Below are 20,866 nucleotides of genomic sequence, written 5' to 3'. Positions count from 1 at the left end.
AGTGGCGCCATGGACTTCGGACTCGTCCTGCAGACCGACCCCCCTGCCTCTCGCGTCATCAGCCTGATGAAACGGGCGGAACGCAACGGGTTCACCTACGGCTGGACCTTCGACTCGGCCGTGCTGTGGCAGGAACCCTTCGTCATCCACAGCCAGATCCTCGCCCAGACCCAGCGCCTCACCGTGGGCCCGATGGTCACCAACCCGGGCACCCGCACCTGGGAGGTCACCGCCTCCACCTTCGCCACGCTCAACGACATGTTCGGCAACCGCACGATCTGCGGCATCGGCCGCGGCGACTCCGCGATGCGGGTGACCGGCCGCGCACCCAACTCGCTGGCCCGGATCAGCGGCGCCATGAAGGTCATCCGCGCGCTCGCCCGGGGCGAGGAGGCCGACCTCGGCGGTACGGTCGTCCGGTTCCCGTGGGTCGCGCCGGGCGCCGAGCTGCCCGTCTGGATGGCCGCGTACGGACCCAAGGCGCTGAAGATGGCCGGCGAGGAGGCCGACGGCTTCATCCTCCAGCTGTCCGACCTCTACCTCACCGAGTACATGGTCAAGACGGTCAGGACCGCCGCCGCCCACGTGGGCCGCGACCCGTCCGAGGTGAAGGTCTGCGTCGCCGCCCCCGCCTACGTCACCGACGACGACTCGCCCGAGGCACTCGCCCACGCCCGCGAGCAGTGCCGCTGGTTCGGCGGCATGGTCGGCAACCACGTCGCCGACCTGGTCTCCAAGTACGGCGACCACTCCGGCGTCGTCCCCCGGGAACTCACCGACTACATCAAGACCCGCGAGGGCTACGACTACTCCCACCACGGGCGCAGCGACAACCCCGACACCGCGTTCGTCCCCGACGAGATCGTCGACCGGTTCTGTCTGATCGGCCCGGCCGAACGGCACATCGAGAAGCTGCGCGCCCTGCGGGAGCTGGGCGTCGACCAGTTCGCCCTCTACGACATGCACGACGCCAAGGAAGCCGTCATCGACGCGTACGGGACCCGCGTCATCCCCGCCGTCAACGGCTGACGCCCCCACGGGCGCCCCGAACCGCCACCCCCCCCATCCCTCCCACCGATGGGCCTGCCCATGACCGACACCGTCCCCGCGGGGCCGCCGATATCCCAGACCGCCGACGCGGAGGGCCGCGTCGAACTCGTCCAAGGCGCCTACCCCGCCGACAGCCGGTTCGCCAACGACGACCTGAAGCCCGTGCCGCTCGCCGAGCGCCGCTGGACGACGTACAACTTCGTCGCCCTGTGGATCGGCATGGCGCACTGCATCCCGTCCTGGACCCTCGCCTCCGGGCTCATCGCGCTCGGCATGGACTGGAAGCAGGCGGTGTTCACCATCGCCCTGGCCAACCTGATCGTGCTCGTCCCGATGCTGCTCACCGGCCACGCCGGACCCAAGTACGGCATCCCGTTCCCGGTGTTCGCCCGCGCCGCCTTCGGACTGCGCGGCGCCAACCTGCCCGCGCTGATCCGGGCCGCCGTCGCCTGCTGCTGGTTCGGCATCCAGACCTGGATCGGCGGGCAGGGCGTGTTCCTGCTGCTGGGCAACATCTTCGGCGGCTGGGCGGACGCCTCCGAGGTCGCGGGGCAGCCGTGGACGCTGTGGGTGTGCTTCGGCGTCTTCTGGGCCCTCGAACTCGCCATCATCCACCGCGGCATGGAGACCCTGCGCCGCTTCGAGAACTGGGCGGCGCCCTTCGTCCTGGTCGGCGCCGTCGTCCTGCTGGTCTGGATCGCCGGCAAGGCGGGCGGCCTGGGCACGCTCCTCGACCAGCCCTCCCGGCTCGGCTGGGGCGCCGACTTCTGGCCGGTCTTCTTCCCCGGCCTGATGGGCATGATCGGCTTCTGGGCGACACTGTCGCTCAACATCCCCGACTTCACCCGGTTCGGGCGCGGCCAGCGTGCCCAGGTCTGGGGCCAGACCCTCGGCCTGCCCACGACGATGACGGTCTTCGCCCTGTTCTCCGTGCTGGTGACCTCCGGTTCCGAGGCCGTGTACGGGGCGCCGATCTGGGACCCGGTCGCGCTGACGGCCAAGGCCGACAACGTCTTCGGGCTTCTGTTCGGCCTGGTGACCGTGCTCGTCGCGACGATCTCCGTGAACCTCGCGGCGAACGTCGTCTCACCCGCGTACGACCTCGCGAACCTCGCACCAAGACTCATCAACTTCCGTACCGGGGCGCTGATCACGGGAGTCGTCGGTGTGGTGATCATGCCGTGGAAGCTGACCTCCTCGCCCGAGCTGTACATCTTCACCTGGCTGGGCGTGGTCGGCGGGCTGCTCGGCACGGTCGCGGGCATCCTGATCGCCGACTACTGGATCATCCGGCGGACCGTGCTCCACCTCGCCGACCTCTACACACCCGGCGGGCGCTACTGGTACGCGTCCGGCTGGAACTGGCGGGCGGTGGGGGCCTTCGCGGTCGGCGGCGTGCTGGCGGTCGGCGGTTCCTACTCGACCGTGGACGCCGAGGGTGCCAAGCAGGGCCCGTTCCCGGTGGACGGGCTCGTCCCGTTCCTCAAACCGCTCGCTGACTACGGCTGGGCGGTCGGCCTCGCGTCGTCCCTGGTGCTCTACGCCGCCCTGATGGCGTCCGGACGGCGTCACCAGACGGCCTGAGGGACCGGCCGGCGGCGGATGAACGGGTGGGCCGCGGCCCGGAGGAGGGCGTTGCGGAGCTGGGCAAGGCCGGGGAGCCCTACTTCCCGGCCTTCTCCAGCGCGGCCACCGCGTCCTTAGCGGCCTTGATGGCGCCCTTGTTGATCACGTCCGTGCTCGGCGCCTTCTTCGACTCGAAGTCACTGCCGTTGTAGGTGACGGTCACCAGCGCGTTGGACGCCTGGACGATCACCACGCCCTCGCGGGTCTGCTGCTTGTCCGCGGTGGTGAGGTTCACGACCGAGTAGGCGGCGTCGCCGAGCCCGGGGACCGCTCCGCCGCCGCTCTTCTCCCCGGTGCGTTGCTTGAAGGCGGTCTCGGCCGCGTCGTCCGAGGGCTTGATCTCGAAGGAGACGTCCAGCCAGCGGTAGTCGAAGCCCTTGAGCGCGTTCCACGAGCAGGTGCGGCGGACCGACTTGTCCGTCGAGGCGATCTCCTGGCCGGCCGTCTTGGCGCCCGGCACCAGGGACTTCACCGACTTCTCGGTGATGCTGCCGCACGGCGCCGGTGCCGCGGTGAAGGTCTTGGTCACCGTCTTCGTCGAGGGCGCCGACCCGGATTTCGTCCCCCGGTCCGAACCGTCCGCCGCGCGGTGCTCGGCCGCGGCCGGCGTGGCCGACGGACCGGACGCCAGCATCCAGCCCGCCGTGGCGAGCACGGCGACCGGCAGCAGACGCGCGGTGAGAGCGAGCGGCAGAGGAAGAGAACGCACGGAGTACTTCTCTGGAGTCGGTGCGGAAGAGTCCCGCACGCCGGGTGGGGGACGCCAGTCTCACACGACTCACTGTGGGGCGGTAGTGCCAACTCGCTCCGTGCCTGTGCGGTGACTGTGACGCACCGCCGAGCGACGGACCGGTGACCGTGACGCACGGCCGAGCGACGGACCGGTGACCGTGACGCACGGCCGAGCGACGGAACGGTGACCGTCGCGACGGCTGATCCGGCGGCGGACCCGACGGCCGTCGTACAGCCGCATGCGATGATCGGCGCGTGATCGCGATACCGACGCCTTCCGCGCGCGGGCCGGTCCGTGCCGTCGCCCTGGTGTGCGTTCTGGCGCTGGGCGCGAGCGCCTGCGGGCTCTCCGCCGAACTGGACCGGGAGCGCAACCCGGAACGCACGCCCACACCCACGCCCACCCGGACCACGCCCGCGCCCGCGCCCGCGCCGAGTCCGGTGGAGACGGCGCCCCCGCCCGTCCCGTCGGCGACCGCGCCGCACGTCCCGGTGCAACAGGCCCGCGGCTGCCCGGCCTCCGGCGTGCGCATCGACCCGGGCCCCATCGACGGAGCCATGGGCCTGCGCGCCATGAGCCTCGTCCTGACCAACTGCGGCGAACACCCCCACACGCTGAACGGCTACCCGGCCGTCACCGTCCTCGACGAGACGGGCGCCCCGATCCCGGGCGTCCGCACGGTCCGCGGCACCGAGGAGGTCCCCGTGGCCCCGGCCGACCCCGGCCCCGGACCGCTGACCCTGGCCCCGGGAGACACCGCTCGCGCGGGCCTGTACTGGCGCATGGCGGCCGAGCCCGGCCCCTATCTCCGCGTGGCCCCCGAAACGGGGCAGAAGACCAGGAACGTCCACCTGACGGACCCGCTCGACATCGGTCCCGAGAACGTTCTGGGCACGACGCCCTGGCAGGCGACGAAGGACGGCTGACCCGCGCCGGGGCCGGACGCCGCCGGGCCCGGGCGGTCTCCCGACGGGTTCGCACGGGCCGTCCCCGATATGGTGGACGAGTCGGAACCATGCGCTCCGCGGCAGGGCACGGAGCCTTCCACTTCAGCTGGGCGAGGGCGGCCGGCCGATCTGGAGGGCACCGTCAGGAAGGGCACCGCCATGGCCGAACAGATCACCTATCGCAGGGTCTACGAGCAGACCGGGCCGAAGGACGGCAAGCGCGTGCTGGTCGACCGGGTCTGGCCCCGGGGCATGCGCAAGGAGGACGCGCACCTGGACGAGTGGCTGCGTGACATCGCCCCCTCCAGCGAACTGCGCACGTGGTACGGCCACGAGCCCAGCCGTTTCGCCGAGTTCACCGACCGCTACCTGGCGGAGCTGCGCGACGCCGGGCACCGCGAGGCGGTCGGTCATCTGCGTGACCTGGCGGCGCACGGCAGGATCACGCTGCTGACCGCCACCAAGGACGTGGACCACAGCCAGGCCGCCGTTCTCGCCGAGTGGCTGACCGGCGACCACTGACAGGTCGGCGGGACGCCCGCGATGCCGGTCACCGCGGGGCCCGCGCGCCCGGTCCCGCGCGGACCGTGACCGTCGTCCGGGCCGGGCATCCGCCCCGGACGTCGCGCGCCGCACGTCGCGCGCCGTGCGAAGACGTGAAGAGGGGTCGTCATGCGAACGAACATCATCCGGCACGAGAACATGATGGTGAGCTACGACGTCGTCAACGGCTGGACCGTCGTCGAGGCCGACGGCGAGGTGGACGCCCACACCGTCGCCATGATCCGGGAGGGAGTCATCGGGCTCGTCGACGAGGGACACCGCCACGTCGTCCTGGACCTGGGCTTCGTCACCTTCATGGACTCGATGGGGCTGGGCGCGATCGTGGCGATCACCAAACGCGTCCGTGCGCAGGAGGGCGCGCTGCGCATCGCTTCGGTCCCCGGCCGGATGCTGAGGATCTTCGAGTTGAGCGGCATGCACGAGAGCTACGAGATCTACCCCTCGGCGGCGGAGGCGACGCGGTCCGCTCCCGCGTCCGGCAGCCTCAGGCACTGGCCGCACCCGACCGGCTGAGGACACGCACCGAAAACGGCCCGCCGCCTCCCTCTCACCGCGGCGGACCGCCACAAGGGGTGCGCAATGCGAGTACGGCGACGTCGTCGTCGAACACCTGTCGGTCATGGCTGATCAGAGCGTCGCACAGCTCCTCCAGCGGGGCCGTGGCGAGGCGGGCGGCCTGCTCCGCCAGGCCGTCGAGGCCGGTGTCGATGTCCTGGTCGCGGCGCTCGACCAGCCCGTCGGTGAACAGCAGCAGCGTACTGCCGGGCGGAAGGGGGTGCTCGTGGCTGAACCGGGGGACGGACGCCTCGATGCCCACCGGGATCCCATGGCGGGCCGGTGCCAGATAGCGGGTGCTGCCGTCCGCACCGACCAGCAGCGGCGGCAGATGCCCCGCGTTGCTCCAGCCGAACACGTACGGCGCGCCCTCCGCCCGGCCGCGCTCGATGCGGCCGAACACCAAGGTGGCCGTGGGCGGGTCGGCGAACATCGTCAGGACCCGGTCCAGCCGGGACACGACCTCGCCGGGCGGTCCGCCCCGGTCGAGGGCGATCGCCCGCAGCATGTTGCGGATCTGCCCCATCAGCGGCGCTGCCCGCACGTCGTGGCCGGTCACGTCACCCACCACCACACAGGTGGCGCCGTCGGGCATGACCATGGCGTCGTACCAGTCCCCGCCCAGCCGGGGCAGCTCGGACGCGGGCTCGTAGCGGGCGGCGACCTCGAGCGGCGCCAGGTCGGGAAGAACGGGCAGCATACGACGCTGGAAGTGCTCGGCGGCGCGTTTGAGGTGGTCGTACAGGCGGGCGTTCTCCAGGCTGACTCCCGCCGCACCGGCCAGCACCGTCAGCAGGCCCTCGTCGTCCTCGTCGAACGGCGTACGGTCCCTCTTGTCGGCGACATAGAGGTCGCCGTAGACCGTGCCGCGCACCATGAGCGGAACCCCGAGCAGCGTCCGCATGACCGGGTGCCCCGGCGGGAATCCGGCCGCGCGGGGGTGCGCGGCGACATCGTCCACCCGCAGGGACTCCAGGTCGTCCACCATGGTGTGCAGCAGCCCGTGGCCCTGCGGCAGCCCCATGACGGCGCACGGCTGCGGGTCGTCGATGCCCGAGGTGATCAGGTCGACGACCCTGCCGCTCTCGTCGAGCACCCCCAGCGCCCCGTAGCGCGCGCCGACGAGATCGGTGGCCGCCTCCACGATGCGGTGCAGCACGGTGCGGGTGTCCAGGTCGGCGCTGACGGCCAGGACCCCGTCCAGCAGGTGCCGCAGCTGCCGCCGGTCCAGCGGACGCCGCAGTGCCCGCGCGGCCACGCCGTCCCCGGCCGCGCCCGGCCGCTGCCCCGGATGGTGCGCCATGGTGTGTCCTTCCGGCGCCGTCGCACGCCGCCCGTGGCAGGGGCGGATCCGTACGCGGCGACTGGCGCGAGGCTACCGGGCCGTCGGCACCGGCGCAGTTCCACACGCGCGCACACGGCGCAGGCGCACGGCCCCGGACGGCCCGCGACCCGCGATGGCGGGGCCGCCGAGGCGAGCGGGGCACGGCCGGACCGCCCGGCCGGCGCGCCGGCACCGAGGAGGCCGTCCGCAGGCCGGCCCAGGTGCTCACGGACGCCGGCTTCGCCCCCCGCGGCCGCGAAGGGGCGGAGGACGATCGATAGCCTGCCGGGGCAGCGGGCGGAGAAACGCTCCCGCCCTGGCCTCCAGGTGCTGCCCCGGACCGGTGCCGGGAGCCGATCGATCCTGCCGACGTCCGACGTCCGGGCAACCAGAGGTGAGAGACAGCATGTTCACCACCCGTCCCACCCTCCAGGGCACCTTCGGCATGGTGTCCTCCACGCACTGGCTGGCCTCGCAGTCCGCGATGGCGGTGCTGGAGGACGGGGGCAACGCCTTCGACGCCGCCGTCGCGGCCGGCTTCGTGCTGCACGTCGTCGAACCGCACCTCAACGGGCCCGCCGGTGAGGTGCCGGTCATCCTGGCCCCGGCCGGCGGCGAGGTGCGGGTGCTGTGCGGGCAGGGAGTCGCGCCCGCCGCCGCCACGGCCGGCCACTACCGGGGACTCGGACTGGACCTCGTGCCCGGCACCGGGCCGCTCGCGGCCGCCGTCCCCGGGGCGTTCGACGCCTGGATGCTGCTCCTGCGCGACCACGGGACGAAGTCCCTCCCCGACGTCCTGAAGTACGCCATCGGCTACGCACAGGACGGGCACCCGCCCGTGGAGCGCGTCGGCGAGACCGTGGAGACCGTACGGGAACTGTTCGAGACGGAGTGGACGTCGTCGGCCGAGGTGTACCTGCCGGGCGGCAGGGCGCCGCGCCCCGGGGAACTGTTCCGCAATCCCGCCCTCGCCGCGACCTGGCGGCGGCTGCTCGCCGAGACCGAGGGCGCGCACGGCAGGCAGGAGCGGATAGACGCGGCCCGCGAGGTGTGGCGCTCCGGCTTCATCGCCGAGGCCCTGGTGCGCCAGGCCCGCACGCCCACCCTCGACAGCAGCGGCGAGCGGCACACCGGCGTCCTCACCGCCACCGACCTGGCCTCCTGGTCCGCGTCCTACGAGACCCCGGTCACGTACGACTGGAACGGCTGGACCGTGTGCAAGGCCGGCCCCTGGAGCCAGGGCCCGGTCCTCCTCCAGCAACTCGCCCTGCTCCCGCCCGAACTGCCGCGCTACGGCTCCGCCGACTACGTCCATCTGCTCGTCGAGGGCTGCAAGCTCGCCATGGCGGACCGCGAGGCCTGGTACGGGGACGCGGCGGACGTGCCGCTCGACGCGCTGCTGTCCGACGAGTACAACGCCGCCCGGCGCGCACTCGTCGGCGACCGCGCCTCGCACGCGCTTCGCCCCGGCAGCCCGGGCGGACGCACCCCGCGGATCAGCGCGCACGCGCGCGCGGTCGCCGCCGGAGAACCCGGCTACGACGCGCTCGGCCTGCCCGGCACGGGCGAGCCCACGGTGTCCAAGAGCCCGCTCTCCCCGGTGCCCGGCGAACCGGACGTCGCACGGGACGGCACCACCCGGGGCGACACCTGCCACCTCGACGTCGTCGACCGCTGGGGCAACATGGTCGCCGCCACGCCCAGCGGAGGCTGGCTCCAGTCCAACCCGGTCGTGCCCGAGCTCGGCTTCCCGCTCGGCACCCGGCTCCAGATGACCTGGCTGGAGGACGGACTGCCCGGCACCCTCACCCCGGGCCGCCGGCCGCGCACCACCCTCACCCCCTCGCTCGCCCTGCGCGACGGCGTGCCGGTCATGGCCTTCGGTACACCCGGCGGCGACCAGCAGGACCAGTGGCAGACGCACTTCTTCCTGGCCGTCGCCCTGCGCCCGAAGGTCCGCGGCGGATTCGACCTCCAGGGCGCCGTCGACGCCCCGAACTGGCACAACGACAGCTTCCCCGGCTCCTTCCACCCCCGTGGGATGCGCCCCGGCAGCGTCACCGTCGAGTCCCGCACCGACCCGCGGGTCGTCGCGGAGCTGCGCCGCCGGGGCCACGACGTCCTCGTCGGCGAGGCGTGGTCCGAGGGCCGGCTGTGCGCGGTCGCCCGCGACCCGCGGACCGGCGTCCTGTCGGCGGCGGCGAACCCGCGGGGCATGCAGGGATACGCCGTGGGCCGCTGAGCCGGCGCCAGGGACGGCCATCGCCCGCCGCCCTCCCGCGCCGGGGCGGCGGCTGCCCTCCTCCGCCGCCCCCCGCGCCCGAATTCCGGACCTTCACGCCGATTCCACCCGGCGTACACCACCCGGGCGGGGATTGTCAGTGGCTCGTGCTCTGATGGAGGCATGCTCGAGAACCACGAAACCATCGACGAGTTTCCCGCTCTGCGCCTCTCCGACGTCGAGGAGGCGGTCCGCAAGGCCGCCGCCACCGAGATCATGCCGCGTTTCTGCCGCCTCGCCGCGCACGAGGTGGACCAGAAGAGCGGACCGCACGACCTCGTGACGGACGCCGACCGCAACGCCGAGCTGTTCCTCACCGAGGCGCTTCCCGCCCTGCTGCCCGGCTCCGTCGTGGTCGGCGAGGAGGCCGTGCACGCCGACCCGGCGTCGTACGACGCGATCCGCGGCGACGCACCGGTGTGGATCGTCGACCCGGTGGACGGCACCCGCCAGTTCGTCCACGGGGACCCCGGGTTCTGCACCCTGGTGGCGCTCAGCCTGCGCGGGGTCGTCCAGGCGTCCTGGACGTTCGCCGCCGCCCGCGACGAGTTCGCCACGGCGGTGCGGGGCAGGGGCGCCGTGCTGAACGGCGTGCCGCTGCGCTCCGGTTCGCCCGGGCCCGGCCGTGACCTCGAAGTCGCCACCTCCCACCCCGACTTCACGACCGAAGAGCAGAAGCGCGCCCTGCTCGCCCTGCGCACCGACGGCGTCGCCCCCCGGCCGTGCGGCTCGGCGGGCCTGGAGTACCTGGCCGTCGCCCGGGGCGCGCTGGACGCCACCGCCTTCTCCTGGGAAGCGGCCTGGGACCACGCGGCGGGCATCCTCCTGGTCGAGGAGGCGGGCGGCGCCCACCTGACCTCCGCCGGCCGCCCGTTCCGTGTCACCGGGGGCAACACCCTGCCCTTCACCGCCGCGCGCGACGAGGCCACGGCCCGCCGGGTGGTGAGCCTGCTGACCGCCGGGGCGTGACGGGACCGCGGCCGGGGGCCCTTCCCGTACCGGCATATCCTGAGAGCCAGTGGCCGTCGGCTGACAAAGGAGTCCGAAGGTGCCGTCAATGCTCGATGCCGTCGTCGTGGGTGCGGGGCCGAACGGACTGACGGCCGCCGTGGAGCTGGCCCGCCGCGGATTCTCCGTCGCCGTGTTCGAGGCGCGCGGCACCGTCGGCGGAGGAGCCAGGACCGAGGAGCTGACCCTCCCCGGGTTCCGGCACGACCCCTGCTCGGCGGCGCACCCCCTGGGCGCCGCCTCGCCCGCCTTCAACGCCATGCCGCTGGAGCGCTACGGCCTCGAATGGCTGCACGCCGACCTGCCCATGGCGCATCCGTTCCCCGACGGCACGGCCGCCGTGCTGGCGCGGTCGGTGGCCCGGACCGCCGCCTCGTTCGGACCGCGCGACGCGGGCGCGTACCGCCGGCTCGTCCAGCCGTTCCTCGGCCGGTGGGACACGCTGGTCCGCGACTTCATGTCGCTGCCCCTCACCGCCCTGCCCCGCGACCCGCTCACCCTCGCCCGCTTCGGACTCGCCGGACTGCCGCCGTCGACCTGGCTCACCCGCCGCTTCGCCGACGACCGGGCCAAGGCGCTGTTCGCCGGGCTCGTCGCCCATGTCATCGCCCCGCTGACCGGCGTCGCCACCGGCGCCGTCGGCCTGGTCTTCGCGCTCGCCGCGCACACCGGCGGCTGGCCCGTCGCGCGCGGCGGCTCACAGGCCGTCTCCGACGCGCTGGCCGCCTACCTCAAGGATCTCGGCGGCACCGTCCACACCGACTACGAGGTCAAGCACTTCGACGACCTGCCGCCCGCCCGCGCCTACGTCTTCGACACCTCGCCCGCGGCCCTCGCCCGCATCGCGGGCTTCGGGCGGTACTACGACGGATACCGGTACGGCGCGAGCGTCTTCAAGATCGACTACGCGCTCGACGGCCCCGTGCCCTGGACCGCCGAGGAGGCGCGCTCGGCCACGACCGTCCAGGTGGGCGCGAGCAGCGCGGAGATCGGCACGGCCCTGCACCTCGCCTCCCGCGCGGGCCGGGCGCCCGGCACACCGTTCCTGATCACCGTGCAGCCCAGCGTCGTCGACCCCTCGAGAGCGCCCGACGGCAAACACGTCTTCTGGACCTACGGACACGTCCCGAACGGCTGGAGCGGCGACCTCACCGACGCCATCGAGCGCCAGCTGGAGCGGTTCGCCCCCGGCTTCCGCGACCGCGTCCTCGCCCGCGCGACCGCCGGCCCCGCCGAGATCATGGCCCGCAACGCCAACTACGTCGGCGGCGACATCGCCTGCGGAGCGGCCGACGGCCTCCAGCTCATGCTGCGCCCCAGGCGGTCCCTGTTCCCGTACAGCACCCCGCACCCCGCCGTCTTCATCTGCTCCTCGGCCACCCCGCCGGGCCCCGGTGTCCACGGCATGTCGGGGCACAACGCGGCCAAGGCCGTATGGAGGAGGCTGCGCCGGCCATGACCACTCTCACCCTCGTCCAGGGGGACATCACCCGGCAGACCGTCGACGCCGTCGTCAACGCCGCGAACTCCTCGCTGCTCGGCGGGGGAGGGGTGGACGGCGCCATCCACCGCCGTGGCGGGCCCGCGATCCTCGCCGCGTGCCGGGAGCTGCGCGCCGCCCACCTCGGCAAGGGCCTGCCCACCGGCCGGGCCGTCGCCACGACGGCGGGCGACCTCGACGCCCGGTGGGTGATCCACACGGTGGGCCCGGTCTGGTCCGCCACCGAGGACCGCGGCGGCCTCCTCGCCTCCTGCTACCGCGAGTCGCTGCGCGTCGCCGACGAGCTCGGCGCCCGTACGGTCGCGTTCCCCGCCATCTCCACCGGGGTCTACGGCTGGCCGCTGGACGACGGCGCCCGGATCGCGGTGGAGACGGTCCGGGCCACGAAGACGTCGGTGGAGGAGGCCAGGTTCGTCCTGTTCGACGAGCGGGCGTACGAGGCGTTCGCAGCGCGGGCCGGCTGACCGGCGAGGACCCGCGGCACCCTCTAGGACGGAGGCGTCGGCCGCACCGCGAGCAGGGCGATGTCGTCGGTGCTGTCCGCGCCGAGGCCGATGAGCAGTTCGTCGCAGAAGACGTCGAGGGGTTCGCGGGCCAGAGCGGCGGCGTGCTGGCGGAGCCGGTTCATCGCGTCGTCCAGTGACTCCCCGCGCCGCTCGATCAGACCGTCCGTGTACAGCAACAGGGTCGAGTACGGCGGCAGCGTGTCGCGCGCGGTGGGCCGCGGCAGTTCGGGGTCCATCCCGATCAGCACCCCGGCGCCCGCGTCCAGGTAGCGCGTGTCGCCCTCGCCGGTGACCAGCAGCGGCGGCAGATGCCCGGCGGTCGCGTGGTGCAGCTGCCGGGGCTGCCCTGCCGGACCGTCCTTGAGCAGGGCGTAGACGCAGGTCGCCGTGGCGTGCTGGTAGAGGGTGTGGCTGGCCAGGTCGAGGCGGCGCAGTACGTCCCCGGGGGGTTCCTTGCGGTCGATGGCGATGCCCCGGAGCATGTTGCGCAGCGCGCTCATGGCGACGGCCGCCTTCAGGTCGTGTCCGGTGACGTCACCGATGACCAGCACGGTGTCACCGCTGGGCAGCACGAAGGCGTCGTACCAGTCCCCGCCGACCTGTGCGGTGGCGGACGACGGCGCGTAGCGGGCGGCGACGCCCAGGTGCCGGATGTCGGGGAGTTCCGGCAGCAGGGACCGCTGCAGGCGCTCGGCGATCTGCCGTGTCTCGTGGTAGAGCCGCGCGTTGTCGATGCCGAGGGCGAGGCCGCCGGACACGTCCGCGATCAGCGGCAGATCCTCGTCGGTGAACGGGCGCTGCCCGCTGATCCGGGCCAGGGTCAGAGCGCCGAGGACCTCGCCGCGGGTCCGCAGCGGTGCGACGACGGCGCTGTTGGCTCCCAGTTGCTCGAACATCTCCAGCTGGCGGGCGTCCAGCGCGCTGCCGGCCTCGTCGGGCCTGGGCACCTCGGTGAGCAGCAGCGGGCCCGCACCGCGCAGCACCCGCGGCAGCGGCCCCCGGGCGGTCTCGGTCACCGGCGGGAGCTCGCCCTCGTAGGCCTCGGGCGGCAGCGCCCCCGGATCGCGGTGGACGACGCACAGACGCCGCGCCCGGTCGCGTTCGTCGAGCAGGTCCACCACGCACCAGTCGGCCAGCCGTCCGGTCAGGATCTCGCAGACCTGCCGCACCCGGGTGCTCAGATCCGGTGCGGTGGTGAGCGCGCTGCGGGTGTCGGCCAGCAGGGCGAGCCGCTCCATGGCCGTCCAGTCCGTGTCGTCCCGGCCCGTCCCCGCCGGCCCCGGCCTCGTCATGGCCGCGGCCGGGGCCGGCGGCAGGCCCGCCTTCCGGCTCGGCGACGGCAGCTCCTCCCCGGAGATCTCCGGCGAGACCGCGGGGTCGATCGTCCTGCGGATGAGCTGGGCGACGAACACCGTCCGGCCGTCGGCGGCCTCCTGGGTCTGGACGAACAGGCGGACCGGGACCAGACCGCCGTCGCGGTGCATCGCCGGAAGGGGGACGGAGCGGCCCAGGATGTGCGGCTCGCCGGTGAGCAGCAGGGAGGTGAAGGCCGTCACGTGCCGGTCCCGCAGATGCTCGGGCATGAGCGCGGTGATGCGCTGCCCGATCAGTTCGTCCAGGGGCCAGCCCAGCAGGTCGGCGGCGGGCGCGTTGGCGGCGATGATCCTGTTCCCGTCGTCGGCGGCGAGGGTCGGCACCCTGCTCTGCCGCACCTGCCGGGCGTCCCACGGGGCCGGCTCCGAGGGGCGGGCGCTCGGTTCGCGGGGGACCAGGGTCCACGGGGCGGGATGGCCACCGGCGAGCTGCCCGACGATCTCGTCGAGCAGCCAGCGGCGGAACGCGCGGACCTGCGGCAGTCCGGGCCGGGTGAGGAGCCGTTGCCGCCGGGCGGCGTCCTCGGCGAGGTCGACGACGTGCCGCAGGGTGATCACGGCCGGCGTGGCGTCCGTCGGCACCGCCAGGCTCAGGATGCGCACGTCGGCGTCCGACGGCTGTTCCCGCAGTGCCGCCGTCATGCAGGTGCTGATCAGGTTGTTGGCGTCGTGGGCGACGACGAGGTCCTCCGGCGGCACACCGAACCGCTCCCCGGAGCGGGCGGCGAGGAGCAGCTCGCGCAGCAGCGAGTGCCGGTGCCGGCGCGACGCCGAGTGCAGCGCGTACGGCAGATCGACCAGGGTGACGGTGGTGGCCAGGTCGGAGGGCGGTGCCGGGGCCTCGGGTGCGGACACCTCGGCCGGCGGTGGCGTCCCGTCGGGCCACAGCTCGAACCAGACAGTCTTGCGGTCCTGATACGTGTCGACGCCGTGCCGGGAGGCCAGCTGTTCGACCATGGTCAGCCCCCATCCCGTACTGGCGTAGGGATGGCCCGGTGACGGCAGGGGGCCGCGTCCGGGCAGCCGGTCGCCGACCCGCACCCGCACGACGCCGCCCGCCGCGCCGGCCTCCACCTCCGCCTCGCTGCGGGCATGCAGCAGCACGTTGGTCACCAGCTCGCCGGTCAGCAGCTCGGCGACCTCCAGCCGCTCCTCGTCGGTGCCGTCCAGAGCGGCCCGTACGAAGCGCCGGGCCGCCGCCGGACTGTGCGGGGAGGGCGGGAACCGCCGCGTGCGGCCCGGCGGCGGGTCCGCGCCGGACCGGCGGCCGTCCAAGCTCACCGCCGTGGGTCCGGCGCCGCGACGACGGCGTAGGTGACCAGGCCGTAGGCGAGATGAGGAACCACGTCGGAGGCCCAGTCCGCGGCCGACCACGTACGGGGATCGCTGACGCCGAGCCGGGCCATGGGCGCGTCGGTGAGCGCCATCGCCAGCGCCCCGGTGAGCAGACCGCCCAGCCACAGCGGTACGCGGACACCGGCCCGGCGGATCAGCGAGACGGCGACGCCCGTACCGGTCCCGACGGCGATGCCCGACAGGGCCCCCAGCCCCGAGAGCCGGTTGTCGCGCTCCCGCGTCCGCGGCACCGGGTGCCCCATGCGGGTGGTGACCAGGTCCACCACGGTCTCCGGGGTACTGCTGGACGGCCGTCCGCGCAGCGCCATGTCGGCGTAGGTGACGGCGTTCAGAGCGGTGGTGCCGGCCGCTCCCGCTGCGCATCCGCGCGTGATGCTTCGGATCATGCCGGGCCGAGTTCCCTGGTCAAAACCGGACAAACGGCCGTATGGGGTGCTCGGTGCGTCCTGGCCGGAGCGGAAGAAGGGAAGAGAGCCGGCCCGCAGGCCACGCCACGTCGATGTCGGATTCCCGCCAGCTCCGCGGACCGGCGTGGCCGATGCTGGAGGCATGCGGAACGCGATGCACACCGACACCGAGCGCTGTGTACGCGCCGTCCAGTCCAAGGACGCGCGCTTCGACGGCTGGTTCTTCACCGCCGTCCTCACCACCCGGATCTACTGCCGGCCCAGCTGCCCCGTGGTGCCGCCGAAGCCACGGAACATGACCTTCTACCCGAGCGCGGCGGCCTGCCAGCAGGCCGGATTCCGGGCCTGCAAGCGGTGCCGCCCGGACACCAGCCCCGGCTCACCGCAGTGGAACCAGCGCGCCGACCTCGTGGCCCGGGCGATGCGGCTGATCGGCGACGGGGTCGTGGACCGCGACGGCGTACCCGGACTCGCCGCCCGGCTCGGCTACAGCACCCGCCAGGTCGAGCGGCACCTGCTCGCCGAACTCGGAGCGGGCCCGCTGGCCCTCGCGCGCGCCCAGCGCGCCCAGACGGCCCGGCTGCTCATCGAGACGACCGGCCTGCCGATGGCCCAGGTGGCCTTCGCCGCCGGCTTCTCCTCGATCCGCGCCTTCAACGACACGGTCCGCGAGGTCTTCGCCCTCTCCCCGAGCGCGCTGCGCGAACGCCACCCCCGCAGGACGGCCGCCGCCCCCGGCACACTGACCCTCCGGCTCCCCTTCCGCGCCCCGCTCAACCCCGACAACCTCTTCGGACACCTCGCGGCCACCGCCGTACCCGGAGTCGAGGAATGGCGGGACGGGGCCTACCGGCGCACCCTGCGGCTCCCGTACGGCCACGGCGTCGTCGCGCTCACCCCGGTCCCCGACCACATCGCCTGCCGCCTGACCCTCGGAGACCTGCGTGACCTGACCGTCGCCATCAGCCGCTGCCGCCGGATGCTCGACCTGGACGCCGATCCCGTCGCGACCGACGACCGGCTGCGCGCCGACCCGCTGCTCGCGCCTCTCGTCGACAAGGCGCCCGGCCGCCGGGTGCCGCGCACCGTCGACGAGGCGGAGTTCGCCGTCCGGGCCGTGCTGGGCCAGCAGGTGTCCACGGCCGCCGCCCGCACCCACGCGGCCCGCCTGGTCACCGCCCACGGCGAGCCCGTCGACGACCCCGAGGGCGGCCTCACGCACCTGTTCCCCTCCCCGGAGGCGCTCGCCGCGCTCGACCCCGAGTCGCTGGCGATGCCGCGCACCCGGCGCACCACGTTCACCACCCTGGTACGGCACCTGGCCGACGGGAGCCTGCGCCTGGGCGTCGACAGCGACTGGGAGGAGACCCGCGCCCGCCTCCTGGACCTGCCCGGGTTCGGCCCCTGGACCGTCGACGTCATCGCGATGCGCGCCCTGGGCGACCCCGACGCCTTCCTCCCCACGGACCTCGGCATCCGCCGCGCGGCACGGGAGCTGGGCCTGCCGTCCACCCCGGCCGCCCTGACGGCACGCGCGGCGGCCTGGCGCCCCTGGCGGGCCTACGCGGTCCAGTACCTGTGGGCGACCGACAGCCACCCCATCAACTTCCTTCCCGTCTGACCCGTCTGACCCGTCCGACCCGCCCGACCCCATCCGGCGCGAGCCCCGAGGAGCTCCCGTGAAGCAGCACACCCTGACCGACAGCCCGTACGGCCCGCTGACCCTCGTCGCCACCGACGGGGTCCTGTCCGGCCTCTACATGACCGGCCAGCGCCACCGCCCGCCCCAGGAGAGCTTCGGCGACCGTGACGACACCCCGTTCGGCGAGGCGACCGCGCAACTGGCGGCGTACTTCGCCGGTGACCTCAAGGAGTTCGACCTGCCCCTGAGGCTCGACGGCACCCCCTTCCAGCGCACCGTCTGGGACCGGCTCCGCGCCATCCCGTACGGCGCGACCCTGACGTACGGCGAACTCGCCGCGTCCCTCGGCAGTCCCGGGGCCTCCCGCGCGGTGGGCCTCGCCAACGGCAGGAACCCGATCGGCGTCATCGTCCCCTGCCACCGCGTGGTCGGCGCCGACGGCGGCCTCACCGGCTACGGCGGCGGCCTCGCCCGCAAACAGCGCCTCCTGGACTTCGAACGGGGACCGGGCACGGCGCTGTTCTGAGCGCGAACACCCCCGGCCCACCGGCCGTCCCCGCCCGCCTCACGAGACCGGACGCGGTCCCAGCAGCAGTGACGCCAGCCGCAGGTACGCCTTGTACGCCTCGGGCGTCAGCCAGGACAGCTCCACCGTGCTGCCCATCGCCAGGTGACCGTCACGCGGCACCATGACGATGCCCCGGCCCCGCGAGCGAAGACCCCGCAGCGCCGCCTGGTCGAGGGCCCAGCCGGCCGCCGGGCGGCTGTGGTTCAGCACGACCACCGCCTCCCGGACCAGGTCCGGCCGGTCCATGGCCATCAGCCGGTCCATGGCCTGCTGGGCCTGGGTGATGCCGGCGGGGTCGGCGCGCGAGACGATGACGACGCGGTCGGAGTGCTGGAGGATCACCGGCAGCAGTTTGTCCGCGTCGATGAGCGTGAGACCGAAGTAGTCCTGCATCGTGCGCGCCACGCTGCGGAAGTCGTGGTCCGTGTACTGGCCGGCCGCCGAGGGACGGGTCACCGAGTCGTTCGCCAGCACCATGAGGCCCGAGCGGTGGGGCGAGAGGAACAGCCGGAGATCGTCGAACCCCGTCACCTGAGGCAGCGAACCGGCCAGGTCGGAAAGGTTCGCCAGGGTGTTGCGGAAGACACGGCCACCGATGCGCACGTGCCGGCCGGCGTGCCGGTCCGCGTCGATCGCGAGGACGTGTTCCTGACGCTGGTCGGCCAGGATCGCGCCCAGCATCATCGTCGTCGTGGTGCAGCCGACGCCGTCCTTGACGCCCATCAGCGTGATGCGCAGAGGCCGCTCCAGCGGCGTCCTGATGGACCGGGTCGCCGCCTCCACGTCGTCCTGCGGGCCCTCAGCCTCCTCCGGCCGGGGCAGCGCGGACACCGTCGCGTCCAGGGGCTCGTCCTCGGCGTCCTCCCACTCGGGACCGCCCGGGAGCTGCGCCCCCAGGGCGTCCATCACCTCCTGGGCGGTCGGCCTGCCCTCGGGCTCCCGCATGACACAGCGCAGCAGCAGTTCCGCCAGGTCCCCGTCGAGCCCGGCGAAGGCCGGGTCCGCCGTCAGCGCGTCGCGTTCGTACGCGTTCCACGGCCGGCCCGTCGCGGTGTGCAGCAGGATGACACCCAGGGAGTACACGTCCCCGGCCGCGATCCTCGAGTCGGCCCAGGACGTCACCTCGGGCGCCCGGTAGGGGGAGTTGACCGGCATGGACGAGGTCGACGCGCCCCACTCGCCGTCGACGCGCGCCGACGTCCAGCTGATGACGCGCAGGGCCGACTCCGTCACCAGGACCGAGCCGGGGGTCAGCGAGCCGTGGACGATCCCGCGCCGGTGGCAGCGGGTCACCGCGCGGGCGAGGTTCCAGCCCAGCCAGGTGAACAGCGCCGTGCCGGGCTGCGGCCCGGCCGCCTTCAGCACGGCCCGCAGCGTGGGGGCGGGCCGGCCGTCGGCGAGCGTGTCGAGGCGCAGCGCCAGCCAGGGCGTCGGTACGCCTTCCAGGTCCCGGCCGACGACGACGGGCGCGCACACCCCGTTCATCCGGCGCAGCGCGCGGAACTCGACCGCCAGCAGCTCCTGCGCCACCGGTGAGGAGAAGGACGACGTCACGCGCAGCAGCACCTTCCGGCCGTCCTCGTCCTCGCCGATGTAGGCGATGGGCCTGCCGCTGCTCCCGTCGCGCTGCAGCAGCGTGTAAGGGCCGATGGTGTGCAGGTCCTGCACGCGCAGCGGCAGCCAGGACGGGGCCGTCTCCAGGCCGGAGGGGAGGCGCACCTCCTCGTACTCGGTGTCCCGCTGCGGGACCGGCGCCATCGGCCGGGCGCCCAGATGGGTGAGGAGGCGGTCCTCCAGCCAGGCGAACGGCCGGGTGCCGGGCAGGATCTCGCCCGTGCCCGAGGGGTGCGCGAGCCACGCGGGGAAGTCGGGGGAGCGGCCCACGAGGGTGCGCAGCCGGTCGGTCACCGCCCGGGTCGTGCGCAGCAGGTCGATGGGGGACGCGGTGTCGAGCAGGATCTCCTGCGCGTCCTTGGGAAACCCGAACCGGCGGTGCTGGTCGGGCAGCCGCTCGTCGCCCGCCTCGGTCTGACGCATCAGACCGCCCAGGAACACCTCGGCGAGGTGCGCGGTGTCCGCACGCCACGGCACGGCCGCCTGGACCAGACGCATCACCGGGACCGTGAGCGGGGAGACCGCCGCGAGGTGCGCGGCCAGCCGGTAGGCCTGCGGCGACGCGGCGTCCCGGAACCTGAGCACCGCGCTGGAGGCGTCGGAGCCCCGGGTGTCGGCGGGGCCGCGCGCGGCCCTGGCCTGAGGCGGCGCCAGCAGCGGCAGTCGCGCGCTGCCACCGGGTGACGCCACGAGCCGGGCCCAGGCGGCGACCGCGGAGGGATGCGGCTCCAGCACCGGGACGGGGACACCGCGGAAGTCCTCACCCAGCCCCGGCGGCAGCAGCGGGTCCGTCACCTCCCACGTGTCGTTCGCCGCGCCGCGCCGCCGCGTCGTCACCAGCCACGGCTCCGACCGGATGCCGGAACTGTCCCAGAGGTGGGCCGGCAGCGTGTGCATGATCGCGGTCGGCCCCAGCCGCGCCCAGCGCTCCAGGGCCGCGCGCATCCGCCCGTCCCGCCAGCAGGCACCGATCCCGTCGCTGATCACCAGGACCAGCGTGCCGCCCGACGGATCGACCACGGAGGCGGGCGACAGCAGCGGGGCGTGCGGGGCGAAGGGCCGGGCGCGCAGCAGCGGGGCCCGCGCGGACCGGCTGTCGAGTCCGTGCACCCGTACGTCCCGGAACGCCCCGAGGCGCTCCAGCAGGGCGCGCAGCTCCGTCGCGAGCCGCCGCCACAGCAGCATCGAGATGCCGTCGTCGATGAGCAGCGTCAGGTCGAGCCAGCGCTGCCGGGCGGGCCTCGTCACCACGTCGGGCAGGCCGGTCTCGGCCATCGCGGCGGCCGTGGCCTCCTCGTCGAACTCGCGCCGCTGCTGATGCGGCCGGGGCTGCTTCAGCAGCCGCAGCGCGCGCCCGAACCGCAGCTCGTCGTCGCCGAGGGCCTTCTCCTGGGGCACGCGCACGGGCATCGCGCCGTCGTACGGGTCGCGGCGCCGGGCCGCGCCGAGCTCGGCGAACTCGGGCGCGCTCCGGGCGGCCGCCGCCGCGTGCAGGGCCCCCAGCAGCTGGGCCGGGGCGGGCGGCGGCGCGGGGGCGTCACGGGTCGCTGCGGTCTCCGGTGCCGGACCGGCGCCGGGCACTCCCGCCCCGGCCCCCGGCTCCCGGAGGCCGTCCGGACGCGGCGGCCCCGTCAGGACGTGCGGGAGGGCCCGGGCGAGCGGCGCGGCGGCGTCGGCGGGAAGCCGGGCCGCCAGCCAGACGGCGTCGAGGAGTTCGTGGATGGACAGCTCGTGCCCGGTGAGCCGGCCCACCCGGCCCAGCGCGGCCGGGTGGGCCGGCTCACCGGGCGGTGCGGGACCACGGGCCCGCG

16 protein-coding genes are annotated in these 20,866 nt (G+C 74.1%); 11 read left to right on the top strand and 5 right to left on the bottom strand.

The features are described from left to right. The first annotated feature begins 9 nt into the window (after nucleotides 1-9). The gene (locus ACFY93_RS08110; protein WP_391354660.1) at nucleotides 10-1,029 is read left to right on the top strand and encodes a TIGR03842 family LLM class F420-dependent oxidoreductase; all 1,020 of its coding nucleotides are present in this window, start codon (nucleotides 10-12) and stop codon (nucleotides 1,027-1,029) included. A gap of 60 nt (nucleotides 1,030-1,089) precedes the next feature. Beyond that, nucleotides 1,090-2,634: an NCS1 family nucleobase:cation symporter gene (locus ACFY93_RS08105; RefSeq protein WP_391354657.1), complete on the top strand. Its 1,545-nt coding sequence runs from the start codon at nucleotides 1,090-1,092 to the stop codon at nucleotides 2,632-2,634. 79 nt (nucleotides 2,635-2,713) lie between these two features. Here the strand turns inward: ACFY93_RS08105 and ACFY93_RS08100 are convergent, their stop codons facing one another. Continuing rightward, complete coding sequence (locus tag ACFY93_RS08100) at nucleotides 2,714-3,385, bottom strand: hypothetical protein (RefSeq protein ID WP_391354654.1); 672 nt, start codon at nucleotides 3,383-3,385, stop codon at nucleotides 2,714-2,716. Nucleotides 3,386-3,663: 278 nt separating this feature from the next. Between ACFY93_RS08100 and ACFY93_RS08095 the strand changes: the two genes are divergently transcribed. The 3 genes from ACFY93_RS08095 (at nucleotide 3,664) to ACFY93_RS08085 (ending at nucleotide 5,433) form a co-directional block, all read left to right on the top strand. Beyond that, a complete protein-coding gene (locus ACFY93_RS08095; protein WP_391354652.1) occupies nucleotides 3,664-4,335 on the top strand; it encodes a DUF4232 domain-containing protein in 672 nt (223 codons plus the stop codon). A gap of 180 nt (nucleotides 4,336-4,515) precedes the next feature. Further along, entirely contained in the window at nucleotides 4,516-4,878 is a 363-nt protein-coding gene (locus tag ACFY93_RS08090) for a DUF488 family protein (RefSeq protein WP_391354650.1), read from the top strand. A 150-nt stretch (nucleotides 4,879-5,028) separates the two neighbouring features. Next, nucleotides 5,029-5,433: an anti-sigma factor antagonist gene (locus ACFY93_RS08085; RefSeq protein ID WP_391354648.1), complete on the top strand. Its 405-nt coding sequence runs from the start codon at nucleotides 5,029-5,031 to the stop codon at nucleotides 5,431-5,433. A gap of 34 nt (nucleotides 5,434-5,467) precedes the next feature. Here ACFY93_RS08085 and ACFY93_RS08080 read toward each other — a convergent pair whose 3' ends face one another. Next, a complete protein-coding gene (locus tag ACFY93_RS08080) occupies nucleotides 5,468-6,778 on the bottom strand; it encodes a SpoIIE family protein phosphatase (RefSeq protein WP_391354645.1) in 1,311 nt (436 codons plus the stop codon). Between the two features lie 427 nt (nucleotides 6,779-7,205). On the opposite strand from ACFY93_RS08080, the gene ACFY93_RS08075 reads away from it, so the two are divergent. From ACFY93_RS08075 to ACFY93_RS08060, 4 genes are all read left to right on the top strand, one after another. Further along, a complete protein-coding gene (locus tag ACFY93_RS08075; protein WP_391354642.1) occupies nucleotides 7,206-9,041 on the top strand; it encodes a gamma-glutamyltransferase in 1,836 nt (611 codons plus the stop codon). 162 nt (nucleotides 9,042-9,203) lie between these two features. After that, nucleotides 9,204-10,049 (top strand): inositol monophosphatase family protein, encoded by an 846-nt coding sequence (locus ACFY93_RS08070; RefSeq protein WP_391354639.1) that lies wholly within the window; start codon nucleotides 9,204-9,206, stop codon nucleotides 10,047-10,049. 88 nt (nucleotides 10,050-10,137) lie between these two features. After that, a complete protein-coding gene (locus ACFY93_RS08065) occupies nucleotides 10,138-11,547 on the top strand; it encodes an FAD-dependent oxidoreductase (RefSeq protein ID WP_391354636.1) in 1,410 nt (469 codons plus the stop codon). Beyond that, the gene (locus ACFY93_RS08060) at nucleotides 11,544-12,053 is read left to right on the top strand and encodes an O-acetyl-ADP-ribose deacetylase (protein ID WP_391354634.1); all 510 of its coding nucleotides are present in this window, start codon (nucleotides 11,544-11,546) and stop codon (nucleotides 12,051-12,053) included. Before ACFY93_RS08065 ends, ACFY93_RS08060 begins: the two co-directional genes overlap by 4 nt. Nucleotides 12,054-12,076: 23 nt before the next feature. On the opposite strand, the gene ACFY93_RS08055 is transcribed toward ACFY93_RS08060, so the two are convergent. Further along, a complete protein-coding gene (locus ACFY93_RS08055; RefSeq protein WP_391354631.1) occupies nucleotides 12,077-14,749 on the bottom strand; it encodes a SpoIIE family protein phosphatase in 2,673 nt (890 codons plus the stop codon). Beyond that, a complete protein-coding gene (locus ACFY93_RS08050; protein ID WP_391354628.1) occupies nucleotides 14,746-15,210 on the bottom strand; it encodes a hypothetical protein in 465 nt (154 codons plus the stop codon). Before ACFY93_RS08050 ends, ACFY93_RS08055 begins: the two co-directional genes overlap by 4 nt. 163 nt (nucleotides 15,211-15,373) lie before the next feature. Between ACFY93_RS08050 and ACFY93_RS08045 the strand changes: the two genes are divergently transcribed. Both ACFY93_RS08045 and ACFY93_RS08040 read left to right on the top strand, forming a co-directional pair. Then, on the top strand, nucleotides 15,374-16,852 hold the full coding sequence (locus ACFY93_RS08045; protein WP_391354626.1) for an AlkA N-terminal domain-containing protein: 1,479 nt from the start codon (nucleotides 15,374-15,376) through the stop codon (nucleotides 16,850-16,852). A gap of 58 nt (nucleotides 16,853-16,910) precedes the next feature. Next, nucleotides 16,911-17,399, top strand: a complete 489-nt coding sequence (locus ACFY93_RS08040; protein ID WP_391354623.1) for a methylated-DNA--[protein]-cysteine S-methyltransferase — start codon at nucleotides 16,911-16,913, stop codon at nucleotides 17,397-17,399. 39 nt (nucleotides 17,400-17,438) lie between these two features. Here ACFY93_RS08040 and ACFY93_RS08035 read toward each other — a convergent pair whose 3' ends face one another. Then, nucleotides 17,439-20,807, bottom strand: a complete 3,369-nt coding sequence (locus tag ACFY93_RS08035) for an SAV_2336 N-terminal domain-related protein (RefSeq protein ID WP_391354620.1) — start codon at nucleotides 20,805-20,807, stop codon at nucleotides 17,439-17,441. Nucleotides 20,808-20,866: the final 59 nt, after the last annotated feature.

This window comes from Streptomyces sp. NPDC008313 (assembly GCF_042956125.1).
In the GTDB taxonomy this organism is placed as follows: domain Bacteria; phylum Actinomycetota; class Actinomycetes; order Streptomycetales; family Streptomycetaceae; genus Streptomyces.
Note: the sequence above shows the minus strand (reverse complement) of the source record. Positions and strands in the feature narration are given on the sequence as shown.